The organism is Burkholderia sp. AU30280, from assembly GCF_020420125.1.
Lineage (GTDB): Bacteria > Pseudomonadota > Gammaproteobacteria > Burkholderiales > Burkholderiaceae > Burkholderia.
Genome location: NZ_JAIZRY010000016.1, coordinates 75,457 through 99,222, shown reverse-complemented (window position 1 = coordinate 99,222; position 23,766 = coordinate 75,457). Strand labels below are relative to the sequence as shown.

Sequence of the window (23,766 nt, the reverse complement as noted above, 5' to 3'; positions counted from 1 at the left end):
TCAGCTCCCTTGTCGGTGAATCCGGCGCGTCAGACGTGACGGCCGGAGAAGAACGTCTCGCGCAGCGTGCGCATCCACAGCGGCTGCGCGTCGGCCAGCGCGAGACGGCGCTGCCGCGCGAAGCCATGCCGCGCGAGATGGTCGGCAACCCGCGCGTGGCCGGCCGGAACGGCACAGCCGACCGCTTCGGTACGCGGGTCGTCGAGAAACAGGTAATGAACGACGGACGGCAGCCAGCCCGCCACGCAATGCGGGCCGCGCCAGCGCGGCTCGCCGACCAGCATCCACAGCCCGCGGTCGTAGTCGCGCGCCGCGACGTGCGGCGCGAGCGCGTCTTCCTTCAGCCAGACCGCTTCGAAATACGCGAACGGCTCGCCGTCGAAGCAGCCGACAAGCGGAATCACGTGCGGATCGGCGTCGGGCGCAGCGCCTTGCGTGCCGGGCGGCGTGCCCGGCCAGCCGTCGCGCACGCGCGGCTCGTCGAACCAGCGCGCGAGACGCGCGGCGTCCTCGGCCGGCTGCCAGCCGCGCAGCGTGAAGCGCACGCCGAGCGCAGGCAGGTCGCGCGCGTAGACCTCGCCGCGCGGCGCGGGCGGCCGGCGCGGATGACGGCGGCCGTCGGTGAACATCGGCAATGTCGCGCACGGCAGATGCGGGCCGACGAGCCACAGATCGGCCTGCTGCGCCCAGCCTTCACGCATGCAAAGACCGCCGTCGGCGAGCACGCCGCTCGCGCGCAGCGCATCGAGCGCAACCGCCGGCCACGCGGCCGGGTCGAGCCGGATCGCCGCGTGGCGGGCGCTATCCGAAAACGCCGCGGCCAGCGCGACCAGCAGCGCACGCCGCTGGTCGGCCGGGGCCGCGCGATGGTTGTACGCGACGAGGCGCAGCGCGCCATCGTCGCCGAGCTGTGCGCGCAGCAACTGCGCGCCGATGCCGTCGCCCTGCGCGACGCGGATCTGCGCGCCGTCGCGCACGGCGAACAGGCCGTCCGCGAACGCGAGGCGGCAGGTATCGAGCAGCGTGAATCCGTCCGGACGCACTTCAGCCAGCATGGCGCGCCTCCTGTCCCGTTTCCGTGTGCGCATCAAGTCGCGCGCCGAGTGCCGCGAGCGTCGGCGACGCGAACAGGTCGGCGACCGTCAGCGCGTGACCGGCACGGACCGCCGCGTCGACGAAGCGCACGACGTCGAACGAGGTCGCGCCGGCTTCGAACAGGTTGGCGTCCGCTTCGGGGGCGGCCGTCGCGAACGTGTCGGACCACAGCGCCGCGAGAGCGGCAGCCGCGTGCGGTGCACGTGACGACGTTGCCGCGCGCCCGTTGCCTTCCGCCTGCGAGCGATGCGACGCCGGCGCGACAGCATGCTGGTCGGGCGCGCCGAGCGCCGCTTCCGACGCGCCGGCGAAACGCGCGACTTCGTCGTGATAGACGTCGACGAGCGCATCGACGAAACCGCGGTCGATCAGCTCGTCCGCATACGAGAATGCGGCGCTCACGCGGCCGTCCGGATGCTCGACGACGTCCAGCTCCAGCGTAAACACGACGCGATGGCGCACCTCGTCGAATCCGGCCAGCGACAGGCCGGCCCAGTCGCGCGCCGCGGCACCCGCCGGGCGCAGGTAGTTGAACATCACCTGGAACAGCGGATTGGCCTGCGCGGCACGCGGCGCGCGCAGCGCCGCGACGACGTCCGCGAACGGCACGTCGGCGTGCGCGTAGGCCGTGAGCGCCGTGTCGCGCACTTGTGCGAGCACGTCCGCGCGGCGCGCGGCCGGGTCGAGCCGCGTGCGTACGACGACCGAATTGATGAAGAGGCCGAGCGCGTCGCGGGCCGCGTCGCCCGTCAGCTCGCGCGTCGACGCCAGCACGCCGACCGGCTGGTCGGCCGCGCCCGTCGTGCGGAACAGCGCGGTGTTGAGCGCCGCGTGCAGCAGCATCGGCAGTGTCGCGTGCGCGGCCGACGCCGTGTCGCGCGCGGCGCGGATCAGGGCGCCGTCGAATTCGAATGCGATGCGGGCCGCACGCCATTGCGGCACGGCCGGTGCGTCCGCGCGCTGCGGCAGCACGCGCGCCGGCAGATCGGCCAGCGCGTCGCGCCAGTACGCGACGCGGGCCGGATGGCACGGCGCGGGCAGCACGAGCGGCATGGCCGGTTCAACGGCCTCAACAGCCTCATCGGCCGGCGCGGCGCCGCCTTGCACGCGGGCGACATAGCGGGCACGAACCGCGTCGAGCCACAGCTCGATCGATTCGCCATCCGACACGATGTGATGAATCGTCACCGACAGCACATGATCTTCCGCCCCGAGCCGCAGTACCCGCGCGCGCCACAGCGGCGCATCGGCAGCGAGGTCGAACGGAGCGAGTGCATCCTCGCCGGTCAGCGCCGCGGCGCGAACGAGCGCATCGGGTTGCGCCGACAGGTCGACCACCGGCAGTTCGACGGCAATGTCCGAGTCGATCCGCTGGCCCGGAAGTGCGCCGTCACGCTCGACCAGCCGCGCGCGCAGCGCCGGATGCACGATCCCGACATCCGCAAAGGCCGCACGCAGCGCATCGACATCGAGCGGGCCGCGCACGCGCAGCGCGACCGGAATGTTGTACGCGGCGCTGTCCGGCTGCGCGCGCCACAGGAACCACAGGCCGAGCTGCGCCGGCGACAGCGGCCACACGCCGTGCGCGTCCGGTTGGGCGACGGCAACGCCCGGCGCTGCCGCACCGGCATGCGCGGCGTGCGGCGCACCGGCGACCTGCAACGCGTACTGCGCGAGCACGGGCGCTTCGAACAGCGCACGCACCGGGACGTCGCGGCCGAGCCGTTCGGCCACGCGCGTCGCCACGCGCACGGCGGCGAGCGAATGGCCGCCGAGATCGAAGAAGTGATCGCCGCGCCCCACGCGCTCGAGATTCAGCACGTCGCACCAGATCGCGGCGAGCGCGGCCTCGTCGCCGTCGTGCGGCGCTTCGTACGCGCGTTCGACACGTACCGGCGCCGGCAGCCGTGCGCGGTCGACCTTGCTGTTCGCGTTGCGCGGCAGCGCGTCGAGCACGATCAGCTGCGCGGGCACCATGTAGTCGGGCAGCGTGCGGCGCAGGTGCGCGTCGAGCGTCGCGGCTTCGACCGGCCGCGCGGCCGCCCGTGCGTCGGCGGTCAGCTCGACGTACGCGACCAGCTGCGCGCGTGCGCCCTGCCCGTGCACGACCGCGCACGCTTCGCGCACCGCGTCGTGCGCGGCAAGCTGGGCCTCGATCTCGCCGAGTTCGATGCGCAGCCCGCGCAGCTTCACCTGATGGTCGACGCGGCCGATGAAGTCGAACACGCCGTCCGCGCGACGCCGCACGAGGTCGCCCGTGCGGTACAGCCGCGCGCCCGGCGCGCCGTACGGATCGGGCACGAAGCGCTCGGCCGTCAGCGCGGGACGGTCGAGATAGCCGCGCGCGACGCCGATCCCCTCGCCGCCCAGATACAGTTCGCCGATCACGCCGACCGGCAGCGGATGCAGGCGTTCGTCGAGCACATGCGCGGTGCGCGCGCCGACCAGCGTACCGATCGGCAGGTAGGCGGCGTCGCCGAGCTTCGCGAGATCGTCGCCGGGCCGGAACATCCACAGCGTCGGCGTGATGACCGTCTCGGTCGGGCCATAGCCGTTGACCACGCGCACGTTCGGCAGCGCGCGGCGCAGCATCGCGAACGCCTCGCGCGACGTCGCCTCGCCGCCGACGGTCAGCGAACGCAGCGTCGGCGGCGCACCGTGCGCGAGCGCCCATTCGGCGAGCTGCGCGGCGCAGCCGGGCGGCACGTAGGTCATCGTCACGCCATCGCGGACCATCATCGCGCAGGTCTGCGCGGGCGGCCACAGCACGTCGGCCGTCACCGACACGGCGGCGCCCGACATGTACTGCGAAAACCAGCCTTCGTGCGCGCCGTCGAAGTTGACCGACTGGAACAGCAGGAACACGTCGTTCTCGCCCGCGCCGTAGCGCTCGGCGATCGCCGCGCAATGTCGCGCGAATGACGCATGATCGACGATCACGCCCTTCGGCTTGCCGGTCGAGCCCGACGTGTAGATCGCATAGGCCGCGTGGCCCGGCAGCACGTCCGGCAGCGCGACGTGCGCGGCTGCGTCGAGTGCATCGACTTCATCGGCACGCCACACGCGCAGATCCGGCAGTTCGGGCAGCGACGCGGCGCTCGCGCCGTCGGTCAGCACGTGCGCGATGTGCGCGTCGCCGACGATCTGCGCCAGCCGTTCGCGCGGATGCGCCGGATCGAGCGGCACGAACGCGGCGCCCGACTTCAGCACCGCGATCAGCGCGACGAGCAGATCGACCGAGCGCTGCAGCGCGACGCCCACGCGCATTTCGGGCCGTACGCCGGCCGCCACCAGATGGCGCGCCAGCCGTGCCGCGCGTGCATCGACTTCGCCACGCGTCAACGCGCGATCGGTATCGGCAACGCCGCGTGCGTCGGGCCGTGCCCGCGCATGCGCGGCGATGCGTGCATGAACGGGCACGAACGGTTCGGATTCGGCGGCGCCCGCCGGGGCGTTCCACGCAACGAGCTGCTCGCGTTCATCGGCGGGCAGCCAGTCGAGATCGCCGACCGGCATGCCGGGGCGCGCGAGCGCATCGGCCAGCAACGTGACGAAGCGCGCGGCCAGTCGTGCGATCGCGTCCGCGTCGAACAGGTCGAGCGCGTAGATGAATGCGGCGTCGAACGTGCCGTCCGGCGTCGCTTCGACCGAAAGCGTCAGGTCGAATTTCGCGGACGGCGTGCCCGACGGCAGCAACGCGGCCGACGCCGCGCCGAGCGCCGGCAGCGCGCGGCGCTCGCCGTACGCGGCCATCACCTGGAACAGCGGATGGTGACTCGCGCTGCGCGGCACGCCGAGCGCGTCGACCACCTGCTCGAACGGCACGTCCTGGTGCATCTGCGCGTCGACGAGCGCGCGCTGCGTGCGCGCGACCAGCGACGAGAAATCGCCGTGCGCGGGCACCTCGACGTCGATCGCGAGCGTGTTGACGAAGAAGCCGATCAGGCCGGCGACTTCCGCGCGTTCGCGGTTCGCGGCCGGCACGCCGACGCAGATCCGCGCGTCGCCGGTCGCGCGCGCCAGCAGCGCATCGAGCGCGGCAAGCAGCACCGCGAACGGCGTGGCGCCCGAGGCAGCCGCGAATGCGCGCAACTGCGCGCCGAGGCGCGCGTCGAGCGAAAACCCATGGCGTGCGCCGCGCGCACTGCGGCGTGCGGGTCGCGCAGCCGCGCCCGGCAGCGCCAGCACGCCGCGTTGCGGATCGAGCCGTTCGCGCCAGAACGCGAGCTGGCGGTCACGCTCGCCGGCGTCGAGCCAGCGGCGCTGCCACAGCGCGTAGTCGGCGTACTGGATCGGCAGCGGCGCGAGCGGCACCGGCCGGTCGGACGCATACGCGCGATAGAACGCCGCGAGCTCCTCGAGCATCACGCCCGACGACCAGCCGTCCGACACGATGTGATGCACGGTCAGCGCGAGCCAGTGACGGGTCGCATCGAAGCGCACCAGATGGGCGCGTACGAGCGGCGCCGCGCCGAGATCGAACGGCTCGGCTTCGTCAGCCGTCGCGACCGCCTCCGCGCGCGCCGTGCGCTGCGCATCCGGCAGCGCTTCGAGATCGGTTTCGCGCCACGGGCAGCGCAACGGCGCGTGGATCGTTTGCGTCACGCCGTCCTGCGTTTCGTCGAAGGTCGTGCGCAGCGCCTCGTGGCGCGCGATCAGCGCGTCGCACGCCAGGCGCAGCGCATGCGCGTCGAGCGGGCCCGTCAGCGCCAGGCGCTCGGTGATGTGATACGCGTCGGGCGCATCGATCAGCCGCGCATGCAGCCACAGCCGCGTCTGCGCGAACGACGCCGGCACGCGCTCGCTGCGCGGCGTGCGCGGCGGGATCGGCAGCACGCGGAAGTCGATGCCGGCCGCGCCGAGCTTGTCGATGAAGACCGCGCGCTGCGCGTCGGGCAGTTGCGCGAAACGCGTCGCGAGCGCGAGCCAGTCGGGTTGAACCTTCGTCATCCGTCGTCCTTATTGGGTTTCCAGTTCGCCGAGCAGCGCATCGATCGCGCTCGCCGCGTCGGTTTCGCCACGCGCCGCGCAGGCCGCGTCGATCGCCTCCGCGCAGCGCGCCAGCGTGCGCGTGTCGAACAGCGTGCGCAGCGGCAACGCGAGCCCCCAGTGCAGGTTCGCCTGCGCGTGGGCCTGCGTCGCGAGCAGCGAATGGCCGCCGAGCAGGAAGAAATCGTCGTCGCGGCCGATCGCCTCCACGTGCAGCACGCGTTGCCAGATCCCGGCGAGCGTGCGTTCCGTGTCGGTCGCAAGCGCGACGTCGGCTGCCGCTTCGCGCGCCGGCGCGGGCAGCGCATGGCGATCGCATTTGCCGTTCGGCGTGACGGGCAACGCGTCGAGTTCGATCAGTCGCGACGGCACCATGTAGGCCGGCAATTGCGCACGGAGCGCGTCGAGCAGCGCCACCCGGTCGAGCGGGCCCGCGTCGCCGCATGCGACATAGCCGATCAGTTGCTCGTCGCGCACGATCACGACGGCGTCGTTCACGCCGGGCGCCGCACGCAGCAGCGCCTCGATCTCGCCCGGCTCGATCCGCTGGCCGCGCAGCTTGACCTGCGTATCGACGCGGCCGAGGTAGTCGAGCGCACCGTCGGCACGCCGTCGGGCGACGTCACCGGTGCGGTACATGCGCGCGCCCGGCACGAACGGATCGGGCACGAAACGCTCGGCGGTCAGCGCCGGACGGCCGAGATAGCCGCGCGCGAGGCCCGCGCCCGCGAGATACAGTTCGCCGGTCGCGCCGGCCGGCACCGGCTGCCACGCCGCATCGAGCACGTGCAGTTGCAGGTTCGCGATCGGATGGCCGATCGGCACCGCGGCAGCCTCCGCATCGTCGGGGCCGCAGGTCCAGTGCGACACGTCGATCGCGGCTTCGGTCGGCCCGTACAGGTTCACGAGCGTCGCGTTCGGCAGCAGTCGCGCCGTCTTCGCGACGAGTTCAGGCGCGAGCGCCTCGCCGCTTGCAACGATCAGGCGCACGCTGTCGCACTGCGCGGCGGCCGAGAAATCGTCGAGATACGCGGCGAACGCGGCCAGCATCGACGGCACGAAGTGCAGCACCGTCACGCCGTGCGCGTGGATCGCGGCGGCCAGGCGCGCCGGGTCGCGATGGTCGCCGGGCGCGGCGATCGCGAGCTTCGCGCCGATCGCCAGCGGCCACACGAATTCCCACACCGACACGTCGAAGCCGAACGGCGTCTTGTGCAGCACGACGTCGTCGCGCGTCAGCCGGTATGCGTGCTGCATCCACGCGATCCGGTTCGCGAGCGCGCCGTGCGTGTTGCCGGCGCCCTTCGGCTTGCCGGTCGAACCGGACGTGTAAATCAGGTACGCGAGCTGCGCGTCGTGGATCGCTGCGGTCGCGCCGACGGCATCGCTTTCGGCTTCATCGGCGAGCAGGTCGGCAACCGTCAGCAATTGCGTGCCTGCACCGTCACCGAGCGCAGCTTCGACTGGCTCGCGCAGATGAGCCTGGGTGATCGCGACGGCCGGCCGCGCGTCGCGCAGCAGGTACGCGATGCGCTCGGCCGGATAGTCGGGATCGACCGGCAAGTAGGCTGCGCCGGCCTTCAGCACGCCAACCAGCGCCATCACCATGTCGAACGAACGCTCGACGCACAGGGCGACCGGCGTGTCGGGCCGCACGCCGCGCCGGCGCAATGCGGCCGCGATGCGCGACGTGCTGGCGTCGAGTTCGCGATAGGTCGCGCGATGCACGCCGCCGTGAACGTCCGCGTATTCGAGCGCGATCGCGTCGGGCGTCGCCCGCGCCGCATCGGCGAATTGCAGATGCAGCGGCTGACGTTGCGCGTCCGGCCAGGTGTGCGCGGTGTTGCGCGCACGGACCAGCGCGTCGCGAGTCGCTTCGTCGGCGATCGACAGCGTGCCGAGCAGCGCATCCGGCGTGCGGGCCAGCGCATCGAGCGCGCATGCAAACGCGCGGTGCCAGGTTTCCACCTGTCGCGCATCGACGCGCGCGGTGTCGTAGCCGTAGTCGATCGTCAGCTCGGCGCCGCTCTCGATCACGAGCGTCAGGGCGAAATCGGTGGCTTCGATGCTGCGCACGCCGCTCAACGCCAGCGCACGCGGATCGGCGTCGCGCGCCGTGTCGTCCACCGGGTAGTTCTCGAACACGACCAGCGTGTCGAACAGGGCGCCGCCCCCGCCGCGCGCCCAGCGCTGGATGTCGGCGAGCGGCGTGTGCGCGTGCTCGGCGGCAGCCGCGTTCTCGCGTTGCAGCGTTTGCAGCCAGTCGGCCGCGCGTTGTTGCGGCGCCGGTGCGGTGATCACCGGCAGCGTGTTGATGAACAGGCCGAGCACCGAATCGACGTCCGCGAGTGCATCGGGGCGGCCCGCGACGGTCGCGCCGAACGCGACGGCCGGCTGGTGCGTCATCCGCTGCAGGGCGAGCGCCCAGGCGCCCTGCACCAGCGTGTTGACGGTCAGCTTCAACGCGCGTGCGGTTTGCGCGACACGCGTCATCGCGCCGGCATCGAGCGTTGCGCGCCACGTGAGCATTTCGGCATCCGCACGGTCGGCCGTGCGTGCCGCGATCAGCGTCGGTGCGTCGAGTCGTGCGAGGCGCTCCGTCCAGAAGCGCTCGTCGGCGTCGCGGTCGCGCGTGCCGAGCCAGGCGATGAAGTCGCGATAACGCAGCGCCGGGCGGCTGGCGAACGGCGACACGGCGTCCGGGTCGCGATAGTCGCGCAGCACGTCGGCGAGCAGGCGCGCCGTGCTCCAGCCGTCGAGCAGCACGTGATGACGCGTCCACACGACGCGCCATGCGTCGTCGGTCACGCGGATCAGCGTGAGGCGCATCAGCGGCGGCTCGCGCCAGTCGAAACCGCGGGCGCGATCGGCCGCGAGCCAGGCGTCGAAATCGGCCTCGAGCGTGTCGCCGCGCGTGCGCCAGTCGAGCTGTTCGACCGGCATTCGCGCGTGGCGATGCACGCACTGCAGCGGCGCGGCTTCGTCCGGCATCACGCTCGTGCGCAGGATGTCGTGGCGCGCGATCGACGCGTCGAATGCGGCCGCGAGCCGGTCGGCGTCAAGTGCGATCGCGGTCGCGACGAGCTGGTTCACATAGCTGGCGTGACCGGGCGCGAACAGCGCATGGAACAGGATGCCCTGCTGCATCGGCGACAACGGATACACGTCGTCGATCGTGCGCCAGTCGAGCGGCGCGCGCTCGATCGCGGCCTGCGTGAGACCGGCGGACTGCGCGAGCGGGAAATCGCCCGGCGTCGCGCCGCCGCCGCGATGCGCCACGCGCGATGCGCACGCGTCGACGAGTTCGCGCAGCGCCGCCGCGAAGCGTTCGGCGAATGCGTCGATCGTCGCGCGTTCGAATTGCGGCGCACCGTAGACCCAGTGCACTTTCAGCGTGCGCGCGCCGTCACGATCCGTATCGAGGTACGCGTGGATCGCGAGCGTATTGCCGAGCGGCCCCTGGGGATCGCGCTCGACGCCGGCGCCGCCGAAGCGCGGCACGAGCACGGCATCGCGCGGCGCGTCGAACTGGCCGAGATAGTTGAACGTGACGCGCGGGCGCGGCACGGCGGCCAGCGCCGCACGCGTCGCCGCATCGCCGTAGTGCGCGAGCACGCCGAAGCCGAGACCCTTGTGCGGCACCGCGCGCAGCACGTCCTTGACCGCGCACAGCGTGTCACGCGCCGTGGCCGCGACCGGCAGCGTCACCGGGTAATGGCTCGTCAGCCAGCCGATCGTGCGGCTGGCGTCCGCGTCGTCGAACAGTGCCTCGCGGCCATGCCCTTCCAGTTCGACACGGCACGACGCGGCACCGCTCACGCCGGCCAGCGCCAGTGCGAGCGCCGCGCCCAGCACGTCGATCGTCTGCGTGCGATAGGCCGCATGCGCATCGGTCAGCGCCGCGCGAGTCAATGCCGCGTCGATCGTCTGCACGACGACGGCCGCATCGGCGTTCGTTGCCGCCGCGTCGGGATGGTCGGGCACGATGTCGTCGCCCTGCGCCATGCCGGCCCAGTACGCAGCCTCGGCCGCGAACGGCGAGCCCGGTTCCGTTGCCGCACGTGCGAGCCGAGCCGCCCATGCATCCGCGCGCAGGCCCGGCTGCGACAGCTTGACCGGCGCGCGTTCGCAAGCGGCGCGGTACGCCGTGTCGAGGTCGTCGAGCAGGATGCGCCACGACACGCCATCGACGATCGCATGGTGAATCGCGAGATGGAGCTGCGTGGAGCCGTCCGGCAAGCGTGCCGCGCACGCGCAGGCAAGCGGCCCGCGGCCGAGGTCGAGACGACGCTGCAACGCGTCGAAGCGCGCAAGCGCGTCGGCTTCGTCGCGGGCGGAGACTTCGGCGAACGGCAGCGCGTCGTACGGCTTCGCCGCCTCGCTGGCGTGCCACTTGCCGTCAGCGCCACCCGCGAAACGCCGGCGGAATGCGTCGTGATGCGTCAGCAACGATGCGAAGGCGCGCGCGAAGGCGTCGGCGTCGAACGGCCCGCGCACATCGAACGCAACCGACTGGTTCCAGTGGCCCGGATGCGGGATATCGAGCGCGAAGAAGCGCTGCTGAGCGGGCGTCAGGACCTGCGCAGCCGCCGGCACGCCAGCCGCGGCCGCAGGTTGCGCGGCGGCAGCGGCAGCCACATCCTCCGTCTTCGCAATGCGTGCGAGTTCGGCGACCGTCGGGCCGTCGAACAGCTGCTTCGGCGTGAATCGCACGCCGCGCTTGCGCGCACGGGCGATCACCTGCAGCACGAGAATCGAATCGCCGCCGAGCTCGAAGAAGTTGTCGTCGCGGCCGACCTTCGGCGCCTTCAGCACGGCCTGCCAGACTTCGGCGAGCACCGTTTCGACCGCGCCCTGCGGCGCATCGCCGGATGCCGTCGCGACCGGCGCGGCCGCCCGTTCACGCAACGCGGCGCGATCGATCTTGCCGTTCGCGGTGACCGGCAGGCGCGCGAGCGCGACGAACTGCGCGGGCACCATATAGTCGGGCAGCTTCGCGGCAAGCGCTTCGCGCAACGCAGCCTCGTCGAAGGTCGCACCGTCGCGCATCACGACGAACGTCGCGAGCCGCAGGCGGCCGTCGTGTTCGATCGCGAGGGTTTCGGCCTGCGCGACCTGGCCGGCCGCGCGCACGGCCCCACTCACCTCGCCCGGTTCGACGCGATAGCCGCGAATCTTCACCTGATCGTCGATACGGCCGAGGAACGCGAGGCGGCCGTCCGCGCGCAGGCGCACGCGGTCGCCGGTGCGATACAGCCGCGCGCCGGGCGTAAACGGATCGGGGACGAAGCGCTCGGCGGTCTGCGCCGGGCGCCCGAGGTAGCCGCGTGCGACGCCCGGCCCGCCCAGATACAGTTCGCCCGTCGCGCCGGCCGGCACGCACGCGCCGAATGCGTCGAACACCAGCGCGCGCGCGTTCGGCAGCGGCAGGCCGAGCGGCACGCCGCTCGCGGGATCGCGCGCATCGGCGGCGATCGACGCCGTGTCGCAGGCGATCGCGCCGACCGTCGCTTCGGTCGGCCCGTAGTGGTTGATCACGCGGCAGGCTGGCGCAAGCGCGGCCAGGCGCGCGACGAGCGCCCACGTGAGCGTTTCACCGCCGGTCACGAGCGCGTGGCGCGGCAGCACGTCGGCCGGCACGCGGGCATCGAGCAGCGCCTGCAGGTGGCTCGGCACGATCTTCAGCACGCCGACTTCGCGGCGGCGCATTTCATCGGCGAACAGGTCGGGATCGAACGCGCACGCGGCCGGCAGCAGGTGCAGCGTGCGGCCCGCGCACAGCGCGCCGAACAGCGTCGTGTGGCCGAGGTCGGCCGCGACGGTCGACACCATCGCGAACGACGCGTCCGGTGCGAACGCGAGTTCGTCGAGCATCCCCTGCACGTAGTCGGCGAGTGCGCCGTGCGACACGACGACGCCCTTCGGCGTGCCGGTCGAGCCCGACGTATAGATCAGGTATGCCCCCTGCTCCGGATGCGGCGCGATGCGCACGCCGGCTGCATGCGCGAGCGTGGCGTCCTGCGCCAGCGTGTCGACGTCGAGCGGCTGTGCGTCGATGCCGGCCGGCCAGGCGGCCGGCTCCGCGACGAGCGCCCAGCGCGCGCCGCAGTCGGCTGCCGCCGCGGCCAGTCGCGCGGCGGGCTGGGCGGGATCGAGCAACACGGCCAATGCGCCGGCCTTCAGCGCGCCGAGTAAACCGACGACGAAGCGCGCCGACCGTTCGATGCAGACGATGACGGACGCTTCGGCGGCCACGCCGCGCTGGGTCAGCGCGCGTGCGACGCGGTTCGATGCGTCGTCGAGTTCGGCGAACGTCAGCGACGCCGACGCGTCGGCGAGCGCGACGCGATGCGGATACGCGGCCGCCTGCCGCGCGAACGCGGCGACGATGTCCGCATGTTCGACGCGCAGCGCACGGCCGTCGCGCGGCTGGCGCGAAGCAGCCGATGCGTCACACGGCAGTGCGGCCGTCGTTTGGTGCGGATCGCGCGCGGCCGCACCCACGAGCGCCGCATAGCTGTCGAGCCATGCGCGCGCGGTGTCGCCGTCGATGCAGTCGGTCGCATACGCCGCGACCAGTTCGATGCCATTTGCATCGTCGGTGAAATCCACGGCGAAGTCGAAGCGTGCGGCGAGGTCAGGCCCCGGCGTCGCGACGGCCGTCGCGCCCGGCAGCACGCTGTCGTGCCGCGCGTCGAACTGCTGCGCGAATTTCACGCGCAGCCATTCGTCACCGCGCTTGACCGGCGGCTTCACCGCATCGACGACGCGCTCGAACGGCACGTCCTGGTGCGCGACCGCGTCGAGCGCTGCCGTGCGCGTCGCATCGACGAGCGCGCGGAACGGCAGCGTCGGCGCCACGCGTACGCGCAGCGCGACCGTATTCAGGAACAGGCCGAGCAGCGCGCGCGTTTCCGGGCGCTGGCGATGCGCGACCGGCACCGCGACGACGACATCCGTTGCGCCGGTCAGGCGCGACAGCCACACGTCAAGCGCGGCCAGCAGCACCGTGAAGGGGGTGGCCTGCGCGTCGCGCGCGAGTTGCCGCACGTCGGCCGCGACCGCGTCGGGCAGCCGCACCGACACGCGTGCGCCTTGCAGCGTGCGCACCGCCCCCGGCTGACGATCGACCGGCAGCGCGAGCGGGCCCGGCGCGTCGCGCAACGCATCGCGCCAGTAGTCGAGCTGACGCTCCCCCTCGCCGCCGGCCAGCATGTCGCGTTGCCAGTCCGCATAGTCGGCGTACTGGATCGGCAGTTCGGGCAGCGACGGTTCGCGGCCTTCGGCGTACGCACGATAGGCGGCCGACAGCTCGTCAAACGCGCAGCGCGAGCTCCAGCCGTCGGTGATCGCGTGATGGGCGGTCAGCAACAGGCGGTGACGGTCGTCGGCGAGTGCGACCAGCGTCGCGCGCAGCAGCGGGCCGCGTGCGAGGTCGAACGGTTCGGCCGCATCGCGCTCGGCGAGACGCGCGGCTTGCGCGTCGCGTGCGGCGGGCGGCTGGTCGCGCAGGTCGACATCGACGATCGGCACGTGCAGATGCGCATGAATCCGCTGGATCACGACGCCGTCGTCGTTGTCGACGAGCGTCGTGCGCCAGGCTTCGTGGCGCTCGATCACGTGATCGAGCGCGCGCTGCAACGCAGTGCGATCGAGCATGCCGTCGATCGTCCAGTGCGCGGCGATGTGATACGCGGCGCTCGCGTCACGTGTTTGTGCGAGCACCCAGAAGCGTTGCTGCGCGAGCGACGCGGCGCGGTCGACGTGCGGCGCGTCCGATTCGGCCGCTTCGGCCGGCGCGCGGCGCGCGGAAATGGCGGCCAGCGGTTCGCCGGTTTCGCGTTCCGCACGATCGACCGCTTCGGCCAGTTCGAAGAGCGCCGGATCGGCGAACAGCGTATCGAGCCGCAGGTTCACGCGTACGGCCGCACGGATCGCGGCCTGCAACTGCATCGCGGCGAGCGAATCGGCACCCAGCGCGAAGAACCGGTCGTCACGCGACGGCGTGACGTCAAGGCCGAGCAGCGTCTGCCAGAGGCCGGCGAGCTGCCGTTCGGTCGGCGTGCGCGGCGTGTCGCCGCTGTCTTGTGCGGTGTCGCGCGCGGCGGCAATCTTCTCGCGCAGCGCGGCGCGGTCGATCTTGCCGTTCAGCGTATACGGCAGCGCATCGCAACGCACGAACCGGTGCGGCTGCCAGGCGGCCGGCAGTTGCGCGGCCACGTGTGCTTTCAGCGCCGCATCGTCGGCCGCCGCGCGCAACGCGACGCACGCGATCAGCCGCGTCGGCCCGTTGCCGTTTTCGGCGACCACGGCCGCGTCGGCCACGGCCGGATGTGAGCGCAGGCATGCGGCGATTTCAGCGGGCTCCACACGCACGCCGCGCACCTGGACCTGATCGTCGAGGCGGCCGAGATAGTCGAATGCGCCGTCTTCGCGCAGTCGTGCGAGATCGCCGGTGCGGTACACGCGCGCCCCGGGTTCGCCGTCGGCATCGGGAATGAAACGTTCGGCCGTCAGCGCCGGACGGCCGTGATAGCCGCGCGCGATGCAAACGCCGCCCAGTAGCAGTTCGCCGACGCCGTCGCCGTCGCCGCCGTCGATACGCGCGACGCGCGGCCCGATCACGCGGCCGATCGGCAACGACGCATACGCGTCGGTGGCGGCCAGCGCGGGCGTCTCGCCCGGCTCGACCGGCCACAGCATCGGCGAAATGACGGCCTCCGTCGGCCCGTAGCCGTTGATCAGGCGTACCGACGGGAACGTGCTGCGCACGAATTCGAATGCCTGCTGCGGCAGCGCTTCGCCGCCGAACGCGAGCACGCGCAGTGCCGGCGGCACGCCGTCGCGCGCGGCCACCGCCGCGAATTCGCGCAGGTACGCAGGCGGGAACGCGGCGACGTTGACCGATTCGTTCACCATCAACGCATGCGCGGCATCCGGCGCGAACGGCTGCGGCGGCGCCACGACGATGCTGGCGCCGGTCGCGAGCGGCGCCAGCCAGCATTCGTGCGCGGCGTCGAAATTGACCGATGCGAAATGCAGCAGGCGGTCGCCGGCCTCGATCGGCAGCGCGGCAGCGAGCGCGTCGCAGTGCGCGGCGAGCGGCCCGTGTTCGACGACGACCGCCTTCGGCGTGCCGGTCGAACCCGACGTATAAATCATGTAGGCGGCCGAACGCGGGTGGACGGGCACGGCCTCGTCATCGGCGGACAGATCCTGCCCGTCCGCCGCTTCCGCTGCCGCTGCCGCGTCAAACGCGTGCTCGAACGGCTGACCGAGCGCCGCACGGCCAGCGGCATCGACGATCCCGTGCCGCAACTGCGCATCCTGGACGATCCAGTCGAGGCGCGCGGCCGGATGACGCGGGTCGAGCGGCACGAACACGCCGCCCGCCTTCAGCACGGCCAGCAGCGCGACGAACAATTCGCACGAACGCTCGACGCACACGCCCACCCGCACTTCCGCGCCGACGCCGGCCGCGCGCAGTTGCCGGGCCAGCCGCGATGCCCGCGCGTCGAGCGCGCCGCGCGACAGGCGCAAGTCATTCTGGAAAGGAATCGCGATGGCGGGTGCGTCGGGCGCGAGGCGCGCCAGTTCGCGGATTCGGTGATGCAGCGCAGTCGGGAAACTCGTCATGTGCGTGAAGTCCTTCGGTCCGGCCGCTTCGGCCAAGTCTCGGGGCCGCTTGGGGCGGCTTCACTGGTGTGACGAACGGCGCGGCCGATTTTTTACCGTTTTGTGCTCAAAGCCCGCGCGAAGGCTTTTTTTGTACACGCCGCTAAATATTCGCGCGGCCCGTTCGTCTATCAGGGAGGAACGCCGGAACGGGGCCCCGCCTCGCCGGCCGCTTTCACGTCCGTTTTGCCGTTTCCGCGTTTTCGCTTGCCTTCCCTTTACCGACGTTGCCGATGACTGCCGCCCACGAGCCTTCTTCCCCGCCGCCCCTCGACGCTTCCCCCGGCCGCCCCGCGGCGCGCCTGATCCTTGCGCTGTTGCGCGAAAGCCGTGCGTCGCTCGCGCTGGCGCTCACCGCGTGCGTGCTGAACGGCGTCGCGAGCGTGCTGCTCGTCGCGACGCTGAACCGCGCGCTCTCGCAGCCGGGCGCGGCCGATGCGTCGCTCGCGTGGCGCTTCGCGCTGTGCGCGGTGATCGCGCTCGTCACGCGAATCGTGTCGGGCACGCTGTTTGCCCGCCTGTCGCAGGACACGATGGCGCGGCTGCGCGTGCATCTCGCGCGGCGCGTCGGCGCGGCCGAGCTGCGCGACATCGAGCGGATCGGCGCGGCGCCCGTGCAGTCGGTGCTGACCGACGACGCCACCAACGTGTCGATGCTGTTCTTCGCGCTGCCGAACCTGGTCATGCACGGCTCGATCGTGTTCGGCTGCCTCGGCTATCTCGCGTGGCTGTCGTGGCCCGTGTGCCTGCTGGCGCTGGCCGCGATCATTGCCGGCTCGCTCGGCTATCACACCGGCGATCGCCGCGCGATCGCGTCGCTCGAAGCGGCGGGCCAGGCGCAGGACCGCCTGTTCGGCTATCTCGGCTCGCTGTTTTCCGGCGCGAAGGAACTGAAGCTGCACGACGAACGCGCACGCCAGTTCGTCGACGGCCAGCTCGGCGCCGCGATCGGCGAAGTACGCGACCACCGCCGCCGCGCGTTCAGCGCGTATGCGGTCGGCGTCGGCTGGATCATCTTCCTGTTCTATGTGTTCCTCGGCATCGCGTCGTTCTGGCCGCAACTCGGCGTGCATGCCGATCCGGCCGCGGCCGCCGGCTACGTGGTCGTGTTCCTGTTCATGCTCGTGCCGCTCGACGGGCTGCTGAACAACCTGCCGACCGTCAACGCGGCCCGCGTGTCGCTCACGCGGATCGAAGGCGTGATGGCCGAATTCGGCGCGCTGCGCACGGTACCGCCCGCGTCCGACGCGCCGGACGTGCCGCCGGCCGGCTCCGTGACGCTGCGCGGCGTCACGCATGCGTACTTCCACGAGCGCGACGAACGGATGTTCAGCATCGGGCCGATCAACCTGACGATCCAGCCGGGCGAGCTTGTGTTCATCGTCGGCGGCAACGGCAGCGGCAAGACGACGCTCGCGAAGGTGCTGACGGGGCTCTACGAGCCGGAAGAAGGCACGATCGAGGTCGACGGCCGCGCGATCGGCTGGCGCGAGCGCGCCGCGTACCGGCAACGCTTCAGCGCGGTGTTCAACGATTTCCACCTGTTCGATGCGCTGCTCGGCATCGTCGATCCCGACGATCCGTCCCGTGCGCAGGCCGATGCGCGCGCGAACGCGCTCGTCGCGAAACTCGCGCTCGACCACAAGGTGAAGGTGGTCGACGGCGCGTTCTCCACCCGCGCGCTGTCGACCGGGCAGCGCAAGCGGCTCGCGCTCGTCGTCGCGTACCTGGAGGACCGGCCGTTCTACCTGTTCGACGAATGGGCGGCCGACCAGGACCCGTCGTTCAAGGCCGTGTTCTACGAGCAACTGCTGCCCGAGCTGCGCGCGCGCGGCAAGGCAGTGATCGTGATCACGCACGACGACCGCTACTTCGATCTCGCCGACCGCCTGCTGAAGCTCGACAACGGGCGCATCGTCAGCGACACGACGCCGGCGCGATCGCGCGCGCAGGATGGCGTCGATGCGCTGAGCGCGTAACACCGCAGTCGATCAAAAAAATCGCCGACGCGCTGCTATGGCAGTGCGTCGGCGATTTGCGTTTCAGAAGGACAGGTTCCGGGTGTGCGGCGCGATCGTGGAAAAGCCCGGGCGGTTCACCGCGAATCAGGCCGACCGCAACGCGCTGCCCGTCGAAGCCGAAGCCGCATCATCCGCCGATCGAGCGCCGCGCACTCACGCGCTCAACGCACGGCCGGCAGCTTCAGCATCGTATCGGTCATCACGTCGGCCAGCTTCAGCGCCGACATCGGCCCGCCGAACCCCCAGATATTGCGTTCGACGAGCGCGATCCGGTGCGCCTTCATCGCGGGCACGAAGCGCCACACCGGCGAATCGAGTTTCGCGGACAGCGGCACCTCCATCCCCGATGCGGTCACGAACAGCACGGCCAGCTCGCGCTGCCTGAGCAAATCGGCCGACGTCACGTACAGCGTGCCTTCCCGCGTCGGCTTGTTCGGCCACGGATCGAGGCCGAGCGCCCGTGCGAGGCCCGCCGACGTGCTGTTGCCCGTATAGGCCCAGTAGCGGTCGGGCAAGCCGAGATCCTGCAGCAGCGCGACGCGCTCGCCCGTTCTGCCCGCGGCCGCGAGCCGCGCCGCATTGCGCGCGATGCCCGCATCGAGCTGCGCATCGACCGCCTGCGCCCGCGCGTCGCGCCCCGTCACCGCACCGATCGTCCGGAAGATCCGCCGCATCCAGTCGAGCTGCGTGACCGGTACGCCGCCATCGGACACGTTCGGGCTGAACTGGAACAGGATCGTCGGTGCGATCCGGTCGAGCGCGTCGAAGATCGGCGCATGCCGGAAGCCGACGCCGATGATCAGGTCGGGCTTGACCGCCGCGATCGCCTCGAGGCCCGGCTCCTGGCGCGAACCGATATCGGTCACGTGCGCGAGCCGGTCGCTTTGGTAGCCGAGCCAGCCCGGATAGAACGCGGTATCGGCCATCCCGACCGGCACGATGTCGAGCGCGATCACGCTTTCCGCGAACATGAAGTCGAGCGCGACCACGCGCTGCGGGCGCACCGGCATCGTCGCGCTCGCCTGGGACACGACGGGATTGCCGGCCAGCGACACCGCGCCCGGCGCGCGCACGCCCTGCGCGCCCTGCCCGCGGTGGGCGTCTAGGGTCGCGGCAACGGCGTGGGACCGAGCGCCAAGCGCGCCGCAGCACGCGGCGCCGAGCGCCGCGAGTGCGCCGAGCGCGTGCCGGCGGCCGGCATCCGTCACCGGATCGCGTCCTGCCCGGCCAGCGCCGCGTCGTCCATCGTCAGTAGCAGGGGGCAGCTTCCACACAGTTGCGTTTCTCCAGGAATTTCATAGCGCAGGCAGCACACGCGGCGCGCGCGAAACGGCGTCGGCAGCAGCGCCGAGCGCGGCACGGCATCGCGCACCGGCACGCGCAGCGGATTCGGTTCGCCGTGCACGCAGCTCGAACCGAACAGCCAGTCCGCATCCCGAACGGGATCGGCCGCGCATGGCAGCGAACGATACGTGTCGAGCAGATAGTCGAGCAGGTTGCCTGCGTTGCTCCACAGCACGCGCGGCGTGACGCGGCCCATCGCCGCGAGCGCATCGATCACGGCGCCAAGATGCGAGACGAGCCCCGCATAGCGTGGCGCCGGGGCGTCGCACGGTTCGCCGAGCGCATCGCGCGGGAAGTACAGCGCGGCGGGCATTCCGCCGTCGAGCGCGACGAACGTCCGCTCGGGCGTCATGTCGAGCGGGCGGCCGAGCGTCAGCGCGGCGACGACGCCGGCCGGCGCCGCGCGGCCGAAATAGTATTTGCTCCATTGCGACATCAGCGCGCGCGCATGCCGCGCAGGATCGCCGCCGTAATGGCCGACCATCGCGTCGAGCACGATGTCGCGGTGCGCGGGCAACGCGCTGACCGGCACGACGATGCGGCCCGGCGCGTGCGCGTCGTCGGGCATGCCGAGCCAGACGACGTCGAGGTGGTCGGCGAACGGTTCGGGCGCGAACGTCGAAAAACGCGTGGCAGGCGCGCCGTCGAGCGCGGGCGTCATCGCCCTGCGCGCCGGGCGCGGCGCCCCTCGAGGATCAGCAACCCGAGCAGGTACGGTGCGCCGATCAGCGCGGTCAGCACGCCGGCCGGCACTTCGCGCGGCGCGACGACCGTACGCGCCGCGAGATCCGCCACCCCGAGGATCAGCGCGCCGCACGCGGCCGCGAGCCACAGCCGCGTACGGTGCCGGCGCGCGCCGAGCATCGTCGCGACGTGCGGCGCCATCAACCCGATGAAGCCGACCGGCCCGACCGCCGCGACGGCCGCGCATGCGGCGAGCGTCGCGATCGTCAGCGCGAGCGGCCGCAGCACGGCCACCGGCAGGCCGAGCGCGGCCGCCTGATCGTCGCCGAGTGCGAGCATGTCGAGCGGTTTCGCGAGCCACGCAAACACCGGCACGGCGAGCACGCACCACGGCAGCAGCATCGACACCTCGCCCCAGCTCCGGCCATAAGTCCCGCCGACGAGCCACACGACGAAACGCGCGGGCTGCACGCTTTCCTGCGTGATCAGCCATTGCGCGAGCGTGGTCCACAATGCGCCGATCACGATGCCCGTCAGCGCCACCGCGAGCGGCGCGTAGCGATGCCGGTGATTCAGCGCGAGCGTGATCGCGAGCGACAGTCCGCCGCCGATCAGCGCGGCAGCCGCGAGCGTCAGGTGGCCCATCAGCGGCCACGTCGACAACGCGAACAGCGTGACCAGCCCCGCGCCCTGCGTGACGCCGAGCACTTCAGGGCCCGCGAGCGGATTGCGCACGACGCTTTGCATGGCGACGCCGCTCACCGCCAGCAGCGCGCCGGCCAGAAGCGCGCACAGCAGCCGCGGCATGCGCAGGTCGATCAGCATCCGCGCGAGCGCATCGTGACCGGACAGCGCATCGGACCAGCGCCCGATCGACAGCCACTCGGGGCCGGCCGATACGCCCACCAACACGATCAGCACGCCTGCCGCGACGAACAGCGCGGTGCGCAGCGGCCAGCCGAGCCGTTCGAGCCAGCCCACGAGCCGCGTCGCGCCGCCGCCTGCCGCGCGTTCGGCATCCGCATGCAGCACGCCCGACCACGCGGCGCCGCGCCGGATCATCGCAAGCATCAGCGGCGTGCCAACGAGCGCGATCGCGACGCCGGTCGACAGCGTCGCATCGAGGCCGGACGCGAGCACTGCGCTGTCGGTGACGAGCACGAGCGCACCGCCCGCGAGCGCCGACAGCGGCACCAGCACGCCGAGCCGCGCCGCGCGCGCGCCGCGCACCTGGCGCAGCAGGTTCGGCGCGACGAGGCCGACATACGACAGCGGGCCCGCGATACTGACCGCCACGCTCGTGAACGCGACCGCAACGATCGTCGCGGCGAGCCGCGTCGCATCGACGCGCACGCCGGCCGCGGCCGCCGCATCGTCGCCGAGCGTGAGCGGATTCAGCGGCCGGATCACGAACGGCAACGCGATGAGCGGCACGACGAGCCAGCGCGCGGCGAGCCCGAGGCCCGTCGCGCCCGGCTGGTAGAGGCTGCCGTTGGTCCACAGCGCGGCGCCCGCGATGTTCTGCTCGAAGAAGGCGAGCACGAGCGTCGACAGCGCCGCGAACAGCAGCATGCACACGCTGCCCGCGAGCACGAGCCGCAACGGCGTCGCGCGCCAGCCGCCGGCCGCGACGATCGCGATTGCGGCCGCGGCCAGCCCGCAGACGAACAGCAGCGGCACCGACGCGACACCGGCCAGCGCCGGCACGAGCATCGCCGCGAGCAGGCCGAGCTGGGCGCCGCCCGTCACGCCGAGCAGGTCGGGCGACGCGAGCGGATTGCGCGTGAGCGACTGGAACAGTGCGCCCGCGATGCCGAGGCAGCCGCCCGCGACGAGCGCGGCCGCGACGCGCGGCAGGTTGAGGTCGAACAGGAACACGTGCGCGAGCGCAGCGGCATCACTGCCGGGCACGGCGTCCCGCCACACGCGCAGATCGGGGGCGACGCGCAGCGCCGCGAGCAGCGCGATCAACGTGACGAGGCCGAACGCGATCGCGCCTGCCCGGCCCGCAGCCGCGCCCTTCCCCGCCGCCGCGAGGCGCTTGCGCATCGCGAACGTCGTCATACGGCGAGATCCCGGTCGAGGACGCCAGCCGCCTGCGGCGCGCCGTCGGTGGACGGCCCGTAGGCCGGCACGCACATCGGGGCGCCCGTTTGCGGATGCGCGAGCTTCAGCATCTCGACGCCGAACGCCGCACGCAGCCGCGCCGGATCGAGCATCGCGTCGGGCGTGCCCTGCGCGACGAGGCGGCCCGCGCGCATCAGCACGATCTCGTCGCTGTACGCGGCCGCCTGGTTCAAGTCGTGCAGCACCCACACGATCGTCAGCCCGCGCGTGCGGTTCAGCGTGCGCAGCGCATCGAGGATGTCGAGCTGATGATGGATGTCGAGGTAGGTCGTCGGTTCGTCGAGCAGCACGATCGGCGCCTGCTGCGCGAGCGCCATCGCGATCCACGCGCGCTGACGCTCGCCGCCGGACAACGCACCGACGTCGCGGTTCGCGTCGTCGGCGAGGCCGCTCGTCTCGAGCGCCTCGTCGATCGCCGCATGGTCGGTGCGCGACAGCCCGCGCAGGAAGCCGCCGTACGCATAGCGCCCGTACGCGACGAGCTCGCGCACCGTGAGGCCCGACGGAATCTGGTTGAACTGCGCGAGCATCGTCAGCTCGCGCGCGAGCGCGCGACGGCGAAACGACGCAAGCGGCCGGCCGTTGACTTCGACATGGCCGGCACGGGCGGGCTGCAGGCCCGCGAGCGTGCGCAGCAGCGTGCTCTTGCCGCAGCCGTTCGGTCCGCACAGCGCGGTGACGCGGCCGGCCGCGATCGACAGGTCCAGCCCGTCGATCACGACATGGTCGCGATAGCCTACCGACAGCCCGCGTGCGGCAAGCGCGGCGGTACTACACGTCATCAATCCTCCGTTCGGTCGCGCGGGACCGTATGACTCTGCGCCATCGCGACGACGACCTTGCGCGGCCCCTCGAACGGGTCGCGCGCATGCGCAGTCAGCATGTTGTCGAGCATCAGCACGTCGCCCGTGCGCCACGGGAACACGATGCGCTGCCGGTCGAGCACGCCGCGGATCTCCGCAAGCGCATCGGCTTCGAGCGGTTCGCCGTCGCCGTAATACACGTTGCGCGGCACGTTCTCGAGCCCGACCGCGTCGACGAGCGCTTCCTGCATGTCGTCGTCGAGCGCCGACAGGTGAAACAGGTTTGCCTGGTTGAACCACACGCGCTCGCCCGTGCGCGGATGGCGCGCAACGGCCTGGCAACGTTCGCGGGTGCGCAGCAGCAGTTCGCCGTCGTCGCCGGTGCGCCACGTGCATTCGATGCCGCGCGCCGCGCACATCCGTTCGACCTCGGCCGGCTCGTCGGTGCCGAACGACTGCTGCCACGGCAAGTCGAGCCCCTGCCCGAAATTGCGCACGTACAGCAGCTCGCGCTTCTCGAAGCGCGCAACCAGCGCCGGATCGAGCGCGCGGTAAACCGCGCGGCTGTCCGCGATCGGCGTCGCACCGCCCTTCGGGGCCGCGAGCGCGCAGTGGAACCAGATCCGCAGCGGCCATTCGCGCGTGTACGACTGCTCGTTGTGCAGCGGAATCGCGCGGTGCGGCGGGTATTCGGTCGACGTGTAGACCGCGCCTTCGACCTGGCTGCGCGGCGTCGACGCGTATTCATAGCCGATCAGCGGATCGCCGAACGACGCCGCGAACTGCTGGAACGCGTCGATCGACGGCACGCGAAAGCCCGTGAACAGCACGCCGCCGGCCCGTTCGAGCGCGCCGGCCGCGATCTCGCGCGCCAGCGGCGCGACGTCGTCGATCGACATCCCGTCGCCGCCGCGCGGCGACACGACGGTGGGCAGCCCCGGCTCGATACGCAGGTCGTCGAGCGTCGGCAACGAAAGCAGGGTCATGCAACGTCCTCTTCAGGTGGCGCGCCGGAAACCCGGCGCAGC

9 protein-coding genes are annotated in these 23,766 nt (G+C 72.0%); 1 reads left to right on the top strand and 8 read right to left on the bottom strand.

Annotated elements, in window-relative coordinates; translation table 11 throughout:
- Positions 1-29: 29 nt before the first annotated feature.
- Genes LGN17_RS30090 through LGN17_RS30080 form a run of 3 tightly spaced genes read right to left on the bottom strand, consistent with a single transcriptional unit; the run spans position 30 to position 15,720 of the window.
- Positions 30-1,055: a GNAT family N-acetyltransferase gene (locus tag LGN17_RS30090; protein WP_226200687.1), complete on the bottom strand. Its 1,026-nt coding sequence runs from the start codon at positions 1,053-1,055 to the stop codon at positions 30-32.
- Positions 1,045-6,045 carry a non-ribosomal peptide synthetase gene (locus LGN17_RS30085; protein ID WP_226200686.1) on the bottom strand — a complete coding sequence of 1,667 codons (5,001 nt, stop codon included), beginning with the start codon at positions 6,043-6,045 and terminating at the stop codon, positions 1,045-1,047. The genes LGN17_RS30090 and LGN17_RS30085 overlap by 11 nt, the downstream gene beginning before the upstream one ends.
- 9 nt (positions 6,046-6,054) lie before the next feature.
- Complete coding sequence (locus LGN17_RS30080) at positions 6,055-15,720, bottom strand: non-ribosomal peptide synthetase (protein WP_226200685.1); 9,666 nt, start codon at positions 15,718-15,720, stop codon at positions 6,055-6,057.
- A 272-nt stretch (positions 15,721-15,992) separates the two neighbouring features.
- Here LGN17_RS30080 and LGN17_RS30075 point away from each other — a divergent pair, with 272 nt between their 5' ends.
- Entirely contained in the window at positions 15,993-17,738 is a 1,746-nt protein-coding gene (locus LGN17_RS30075) for a cyclic peptide export ABC transporter (RefSeq protein WP_175955391.1), read from the top strand.
- A 203-nt stretch (positions 17,739-17,941) separates the two neighbouring features.
- Here LGN17_RS30075 and LGN17_RS30070 read toward each other — a convergent pair whose 3' ends face one another.
- From LGN17_RS30070 to LGN17_RS30050, 5 genes are read right to left on the bottom strand one after another with little or no spacing between them, the layout of a single operon-like run.
- Positions 17,942-18,988, bottom strand: coding sequence for an ABC transporter substrate-binding protein (locus LGN17_RS30070; protein WP_226200684.1), 1,047 nt, complete (start codon positions 18,986-18,988; stop codon positions 17,942-17,944).
- Positions 18,985-19,785, bottom strand: a complete 801-nt coding sequence (gene fhuF, locus LGN17_RS30065) for a siderophore-iron reductase FhuF (RefSeq protein WP_226200683.1) — start codon at positions 19,783-19,785, stop codon at positions 18,985-18,987. The genes LGN17_RS30070 and fhuF overlap by 4 nt, the downstream gene beginning before the upstream one ends.
- Positions 19,782-21,872: a Fe(3+)-hydroxamate ABC transporter permease FhuB gene (gene fhuB, locus LGN17_RS30060; protein WP_226200682.1), complete on the bottom strand. Its 2,091-nt coding sequence runs from the start codon at positions 21,870-21,872 to the stop codon at positions 19,782-19,784. Before fhuB ends, fhuF begins: the two co-directional genes overlap by 4 nt.
- Entirely contained in the window at positions 21,869-22,717 is an 849-nt protein-coding gene (locus LGN17_RS30055; protein WP_226200681.1) for an ABC transporter ATP-binding protein, read from the bottom strand. The genes fhuB and LGN17_RS30055 overlap by 4 nt, the downstream gene beginning before the upstream one ends.
- A complete protein-coding gene (locus LGN17_RS30050; protein ID WP_226200680.1) occupies positions 22,717-23,724 on the bottom strand; it encodes a TauD/TfdA family dioxygenase in 1,008 nt (335 codons plus the stop codon). Before LGN17_RS30050 ends, LGN17_RS30055 begins: the two co-directional genes overlap by 1 nt.
- Between the last annotated feature and the right edge of the window lie 42 nt (positions 23,725-23,766).